General features: G+C 75.5%; 6 protein-coding genes. 1 reads left to right on the forward strand and 5 read right to left on the reverse strand.

The features are described 5' to 3' along the window. Positions 1-882: 882 nt before the first annotated feature. Complete coding sequence (locus ACFV6D_RS38090) at positions 883-1,314, reverse strand: hypothetical protein (RefSeq protein WP_063350641.1); 432 nt, start codon at positions 1,312-1,314, stop codon at positions 883-885. Positions 1,315-1,405: 91 nt separating this feature from the next. Continuing rightward, entirely contained in the window at positions 1,406-2,143 is a 738-nt protein-coding gene (locus ACFV6D_RS38095; RefSeq protein WP_380563297.1) for a sigma 54 modulation/S30EA ribosomal C-terminal domain-containing protein, read from the reverse strand. 340 nt (positions 2,144-2,483) lie between these two features. On the opposite strand from ACFV6D_RS38095, the gene ACFV6D_RS38100 reads away from it, so the two are divergent. After that, positions 2,484-5,039 carry a cytochrome P450 gene (locus tag ACFV6D_RS38100; protein WP_380563299.1) on the forward strand — a complete coding sequence of 852 codons (2,556 nt, stop codon included), beginning with the start codon at positions 2,484-2,486 and terminating at the stop codon, positions 5,037-5,039. 7 nt (positions 5,040-5,046) lie between these two features. On the opposite strand, the gene ACFV6D_RS38105 is transcribed toward ACFV6D_RS38100, so the two are convergent. The 3 genes from ACFV6D_RS38105 to ACFV6D_RS38115 form a co-directional block, all read right to left on the reverse strand. Next, on the reverse strand, positions 5,047-5,190 hold the full coding sequence (locus ACFV6D_RS38105; RefSeq protein WP_159398578.1) for a DUF6126 family protein: 144 nt from the start codon (positions 5,188-5,190) through the stop codon (positions 5,047-5,049). Positions 5,191-5,315: 125 nt separating this feature from the next. After that, a complete protein-coding gene (locus ACFV6D_RS38110; RefSeq protein WP_063350638.1) occupies positions 5,316-5,660 on the reverse strand; it encodes a helix-turn-helix transcriptional regulator in 345 nt (114 codons plus the stop codon). 257 nt (positions 5,661-5,917) lie between these two features. Beyond that, positions 5,918-6,388 carry a hypothetical protein gene (locus ACFV6D_RS38115; protein ID WP_380563301.1) on the reverse strand — a complete coding sequence of 157 codons (471 nt, stop codon included), beginning with the start codon at positions 6,386-6,388 and terminating at the stop codon, positions 5,918-5,920. Between the last annotated feature and the right edge of the window lie 315 nt (positions 6,389-6,703).

Genomic DNA, 6,703 nt, shown 5'->3' on the forward strand with positions numbered 1-6,703 from the left:
GGGCGGGGGGGGGCGGGCCGCCGGGGGGGGGGCCGCCCCCCCCCCCCCCGCCCGCCGCCGGACGGTCTCAGGAGGCCTTCAGCAGCGGCCGGTTGTTGCACGGCCGGCCGTTCGGGCTGCTCGAACTCCCCCCGGGGGCGTGTCTTGTGGATCAGGCCGGGCCCGCGGCGTCTGGGCACGCACCTCGCCGCGTTGTCGTCGGTCGCCGATGCTCCGCATGGACTCCCTCCTCCGCCTTACGATGCACGCACCCAGACGCCGCGCGCTGATCCGACCTGATCCACAAGACACGCCCTAACCGACCACCGTAGTACCAGCGGCCGTCGAGCCCGAGCACCAGCGCGCCGCCACCCGCCGTGAAGTGAACCGGCCGACGCCGGAGGCGAGTTACCGCTAAGGGGGGCGCGGCTCCGCGCTCCGGCGTCCCATCGCGTTTCCCCTCCTCGTGCGAGGTGCGGGCGCCCTGCCGAGCGGGGGCCCGCACCTTCCGGCACTCAGGAGAGCGGTGGGCCGCGCGGGAATAACGAAAACCTCTTGCGGAATTCGGCCGCTCGCACGCGGCGGGCCGGGTCGCGCGGAGCGGACGACACCGGGGGGGAAGGTCGGGGGCGGGCCGAGAGCCCCGGGGACAGCCCCGGACGTGACGTTGCCGGGAAGCGCACTCGGGGGGTGTGCACTCCCCGGCAACGGGGTGGTGGCGGCCACCCGGCCGGAGCCTCGGGGTCTGGGCTCAGACGGCCGTGACGAAAATGCTAGGGCGTGTCACGGGGCCCTGACCAGAGTCCTGAACTGGCCAATTCCCGCCCAGGACATGCCAGCTGGAGCCGATGACTGACGCACCGTCAACAACCGGCCAGGCCGCCGCCCGGCCACCGGAACCGGTCAGGCCGCCGCCCGCACCGGGGCCTGCTGCGCCGCCGCCCGCCCGCCGGCGCAGCCGCCGTGCAGCCGGGCCAGCCCGGCCGCCAGCCCCGCCCGGTCCCCGGCGAGCCACAGGCGCAGCGCGGCGGACAGCGCGGCGCTGGCCGGTCCGCTCGACGGGCCGCCGGTCCGCGCGATCCGCTCGCCCAACAGCGGCAGCAGGTCCGCGATCGGGGCGGGCAGCCAGAGGGTCAGGGCGCAGGGGGCGGGCCGGGCCAGGACGCGCCGCAGCGGCAGCGCGGAGGCGTCGTCGTGCAGCGCGGGGATGACCTCCAGCAGGCCGTCGACCACCACCTCGGAGACGTCCCCGCCGTGACCGCGGGCGAGGGCCCGCAGCAGCGCGCGTTCGGCGGCGGTGATCCGGACGGTCAGCATGACCTCGTCGCAGTCCATGGTCCCGGTTCCCCTGTCGTGGAAGTCGTGGCGGTCGTGGCGGTCGTGGCCATCGGGGCCGGTGGGCCCGCCCCGGTGGTTCTCCTGCCCGTCAACGAGGCTCCGCTACCGGCGTTATCAGGCCGTAGTGGCCGTCGTAGCGGCGGTAGAGCACCCGGGCACGGCCGTCGCCGGGGTCGGCGTAGCAGACGAACGGGCCGCCGGTCAGCCAGAGCCGCCGGGCCGCCTCGGTGAGGTCGAGCGGGTCCGCCGGGTCGGCGCCCGTGGACCGGCCCGCCCCGGGCGCGCCGCTGAGCGGGCAGCGGTGGACCAGCGCGTCCCGGCCGGTCACGGCGTCCGCGAAGAGGTGGAACGGCCGGTCCAGCACGAGCAGTTCGCGGGTGGCCTGCTCGGGGGTGCGGCGGGCGAGGACGACCTCCTTGCGCCGGGCGATCCGCCGTTCGGCGAGCGGGCGGGCGGCGTACTGCGGGCGGTAGGCGCTCTCGTGGGCGGCGGCGAATCCGATGTCGCCCTGCTCACGCAGCCGGGCGGCCCGGCCGGCGAGGGTGCCCAGGGCGACGTCGACGGCCTCGCGGGCGGTGGCGGCGGCGAGTTGCACCCGGACCGGACCGGCGCCGGCCAGGTCGACGTGGGCCTGCGCGAGGGCGGGCCGGGTCATGGCCCGGTCGCGCACGCGGGTGAGCCGGATGCGCAGCGCGCGGGTTCCGGGGCCGAGCCCGGCCACGGTGTCCAGTGCCTGCGCCCGGGCGTACTCGGCGTTCTCGCGCGGCAGCTCGCCGCGGATCTCCACCCGGACGTCGAGGGCGGGCCGGTGGCGCAGACTGGTCATCAGGGTCCTCCTTCTCCCGGACCATGCTGGCCCTCGGGCGGCCGGGCGGCGAGGGTCCAAAGACCCTGCGCGAGGGGACCGGCCCGGATCTTTCCGGTGGGGCCTTCGCCGCAGGTCAGCACCGCGTTCCGGGGCGGTCGGAGCCACTGCGGATGATCGACCGTTGGAGTGATCCACCCGCGTTCGGCGCAACGCCCGTCGAACCGGCGCGTTTGCCATGACGTGCGCCCCTCCAGCCGGGGCACGCGCGGATCCGCGCGAGCCGGCCCCCCACCACCCGGCCGGCCCGTCGGGGCCCCCGGTACCGTCCGCACCGGCTCCTCTGATGAGAGGTACTGACATGACCCTGCTGACCGAGACGCGGCAACGGGACCTCCCCCCGAGAACCGCACCCACCGCACTCCGCACCACCCCCGCGACCGTCCCCCCGCTCGCCCCCGGCGCCGTCCCCGGCCTCGGCCACGCGGCCGCCCTGCTGCGCGACCCGCTCGGCTTCCTCGGCTCGCTCTCCCGGCACGGCGGCGTCGTCCGGATCCGGCTCGGGCCGCGCACCGTCTGCGTGGTCACCGACGCCCCGCTCGTCCACACCCTGCTCGTCGCCCTCGCCTACGACTGCCCGCGCGGCGCCGTCCAGGACACCCTCAAGACGGCGTTCGGCGACGGCCTGCTGATGTCCGAGGGCCAGGCCCACCGCGACCGCCGCCGGATCATCCAACCCGCCTTCGGGCCGGACCGGATGGCCGAGTACGTCGCCGTGATGCACCAGGTCACCGAGGAGCGGGCCAGGCGCTGGCACCCCGGTCAAGTCCTCGACGTGGCCAAGGAGATGAACCACCTCGCGCTGGAGATCGTCACCCGCTCGCTGTTCGACGCCCGGCTGAGCGAGGATGCCACCCTGGCCTTCCACCAGGCCCTGCCGGACCTGGTGAAGGGCCAGATCGTCCAGTCCCTCTACCCGCACCCGGCGCTCGCCCGGCTGCCGCTGGCGGTCAACCGGCGCTTCGACGCCGCCGTCCGGGTGCTCAACCAGGTCGTCGACCAGGCCGTCAGGCCGACGGGCACCCGATCCGCCGAACGGGGCGGCACCCTGCCCGCCCTGCTGCGCGCCGCCACCGACCCGGGCACCGGCCGGCCGCTCACCGAGGCGGACGTCCGGTCCGAGGCGATCACCATGTTCGGCGCCGGCACCGAGACCGTCTCCACCACACTGACCTGGCTCCTCGACGAACTCCTGCGCCACCCCGAGGTGGAGGCCCGGGTGCTCGCCGAACTCGACGAGCACCTGCCCGCCGGAGCCGCCCCCACCCCCGAGGCGCTGGCCAGGCTCACCTACACCCGCAGCGTCACCCAGGAGGTGGTGCGGCTGCACGCGCCCAACGCCTTCCTGATGCGCACCGCCCAGGTGCCGGTGGACCTCGGCCCGTACCGGATCCCGGCCGGCACCGAACTGCTCTACAGCCTCACCGCACTGCACCGCGATCCGGACCGCTACCCGGACCCGCTGCGCTTCCGCCCGGAGCGCTGGCAGTCCGGCGGGGCCGGGCGGCACTCCTTCCTCCCGTTCGGGGCCGGCAAGCACAAGTGCATCGGGGAGGCCTTCGCCTGGGCCGAGCTGACGGTCGCGGCGGCCGCGATCCTGCGCCGCTGGCGGCCGGTGGCCGTCCCCGGCACCCGGGCCCGGGAAGTGGTGTGGACGACGGTCCAGGCGCACGGGCTGCGCGTGCGGCTGACCCCGCGCGGCGCCCGGGTGCCCCGCCCGGACAGCCCGCCGGACGACCGGGTGGGAGAGGGCCGGGCGGGGGACGACCGGGCGGGAGAGGACCGAGCGGGAGAGGACCGAGCGGGAGAGGACCGGGCGGGAGAGGACCGGGCGGCCGTCGAGGCCCCGCCGGCGGCCCGCTGCCCGGTGAGCATCCCCGCCTCGGCCCCCGCCGCGCCCCAACTCCCGCAACGGTCCGGCGAACTGCGCACCGCCGCGGCCCGGCACGCCGCCTGGGTGGTCGGCCGCAACCTCCTCACCCCGCCCGAGATGACCCGCTACGGGGCCTACGCCCTGCACGAGTTGATCGGCCACGCCTTCCCCCGCGCGCACGGCGCCGACCTCGACCTGCTGGTGGACATGCTGGGCTGGTTCACCATCCTCGACGACCGCTTCGACGGCCCGCCCGGGCGCCGCCCCGTCGAAGCCCGCGACGTCGTCGACCCGCTCATCGACGTCCTGTACCGCACCGGGGCCGATCGGACGGGCGCCTCCGCGCCGGTCGGCGCGGGCCCGGCGCCGCGCTCCGGCGACCACGTGCTCCGCGCCTGGCACGACCTGTGGAGCCGCCAGGCGCAGGGCATGTCCCCCAACTGGCGCGCCCGGGCCGCCCGGGAGTGGCAGGCCTGTCTGGAGACCTTCCCCGCCGAGGCCGAACACCGCGCCCACGGCACCGTCCCCGCCCTCGGCCTGCCCGAGACCATGCGGCTGCGCCGCCACGGCAGCTGTCTCTACCCGTTCATGAACATACTGGAACGGGTCCACGGCGCCGACGCCCCCGCCGCCCTCCACGCAGAGCCCGCACTGCACCGGCTGCGTGCCAACACCGCCGACGCCGCCACGCTGATCAACGACCTGTACTCACTGGAGCGGGAGGAACGCCAGAGCGCGGCCGCCTTCAACACCGTCCTCACCCTGCAACGGATCCGCGGCTGCACCCGCAGCCGGGCCGTCGGCGCCGTCCGCTCCCGGGTCGCCCGGCTGCGGCGGGAGAACGACGCCCTGCGCAGCGACCTGCGCCACCGCCACCCGGCCGGGCGCTGGTACCTGGACGGCACCCGGGAGCTCATCGAGGGCGTCCAGGCCTGGACCAGCACCAGCGACCGCTACCTCGTGACGGACGGCCCTCGGACGTAGGAGGTGCCTACTTGCGGCCGCCGAGCGCGAACAGCAGCAGCACGAAGCCGGCGAACAGGTGCGTGGCGAAGATGTAGATGCCCGCCCGGATGAGCATGGCCTTGCGTCGGCGCTTCTCCTCGCGCGTGCCGTCGCTCGTGCTCTCGCTCATGGCGGGGGTTCTCCTCGGGTCGGCCGGCCGGGTCGGGCGCGGGTTCAGCGGGCCCGACGGGCTCGAAGGGTTCAACGGGCTCGAAGGGCTCGACACGCTCGACCGGCCCGAGGGCCTCGGCGGGCTCAACGGTGCGGCCGGCCGCCGGGCTCGCGCAGTTCGGTGAGCAGCGCGCCCTGGTCGGTGATCAGCTCGGTCAGGATCCGGCGCGCGGCCCGCAGCAGCTCGGCCACGTCCGGGGTGCTGAGCGCGTACACCACGGTGTTGCCCTCGCGGGTGGCGGCGACCAGTTGGGTACGGCGCAGCACCGCGAGCTGCTGGGAGAGGTTGGAGGGCTCGACCTCGATCTCGGCCAGCAGCTCGCGCACCGGCCGGGGCCCGTCCTGGAGCAGTTCCAGCACCCGGATCCGGACCGGGTGGCCGAGGGTGCGGAAGAACTCCGCCTTGGCCTGGTACAGCGGGACGGGCATGGTCCGCGTCCCTCCCTCGGGTACGGCTCGGTGAGCGTGCGGCCGCGTCCTCACCGGCGGCCGGCAAGCATCATCGCCACAGATGAAGATTTCTTCAAGTCGTCACAGTGGGCGCCCGGCCGTCGCCTGGCGGCCGCCCGGCCCGCCGGGGCCACCCCCGGGTGGTCCACGTCACATCCAGAGGGCGCGCGGGAACGCCGGAAGCCGAGCCCGGGACGCTGCCAACTCCCGGACTCGGCGGTCATGGTGAGGTTCCGTCAGCAGAGTACAGGTACATCCACCTCGACCGGGGCCGGCCCCCGCCAGATCGACTCGACGGCGAAGGTCGCGTGGAGGGTCGAACCGCACGGCACGGTGACGCTGACGCCGTCGACCCGCACGGTGGCGGCCGTGAACACGGCGCGCCCGCTCGCCGAGCCGAGCGACTCGCCGCCGACCACCCCGACCGACAGGCGGGTGAGCAGTTCCTGCGGCTTCGGCGGCCACGGGGTGTCCGGGGTGGGCGGACCGGCGAGGCCGATCTGCCCGTACAGCACGACGCTGGCGCCGGTGACCTCGGCGCAGACCTTGGTCGACAGCCCGGCCTGCAGGCCGCTGTAGCCGCAGGTCGTCACCGTGGCGGCGGTCTCGGCCGCGCCGTTGGTCGACACGGCGAGCGCCGGCACCGGCGCCGCGAGCAGGGCGACGGCGCCGGCCGCGCCCGAGGCGATCCGGGTGATGCGGTTCATTGCCTCCTCCTTCGGAGGGTACGAGGAACGATCAGAACAGGTGAGGTAGCACATGTGACATTTCACATGCGCCATGAAGAGACTTTGCCATGCGATTCCCATGCCATGACCGCGATTCTGCCTTCGAAGTGCCGAGCAGACCGAAACCAGACCTTTGATGGCGTAATCCCACCCCGGAGGGTCGGGCTCCGCGCACCTGCCACGGCCGGCCTCCCCGGTGCCCGGCGCGGGGCCGGGGGGCCCCCCCGCCCGCGCGCGCCCGCGGGCGGGCGCCGCGCGCGCGCCGCGCCCGCGCGCCGGGCGCCGCGGCGGCGC

It is taken from the genome of Kitasatospora sp. NPDC059812, from assembly GCF_042732075.1.
Taxonomy (GTDB): domain Bacteria; phylum Actinomycetota; class Actinomycetes; order Streptomycetales; family Streptomycetaceae; genus Kitasatospora.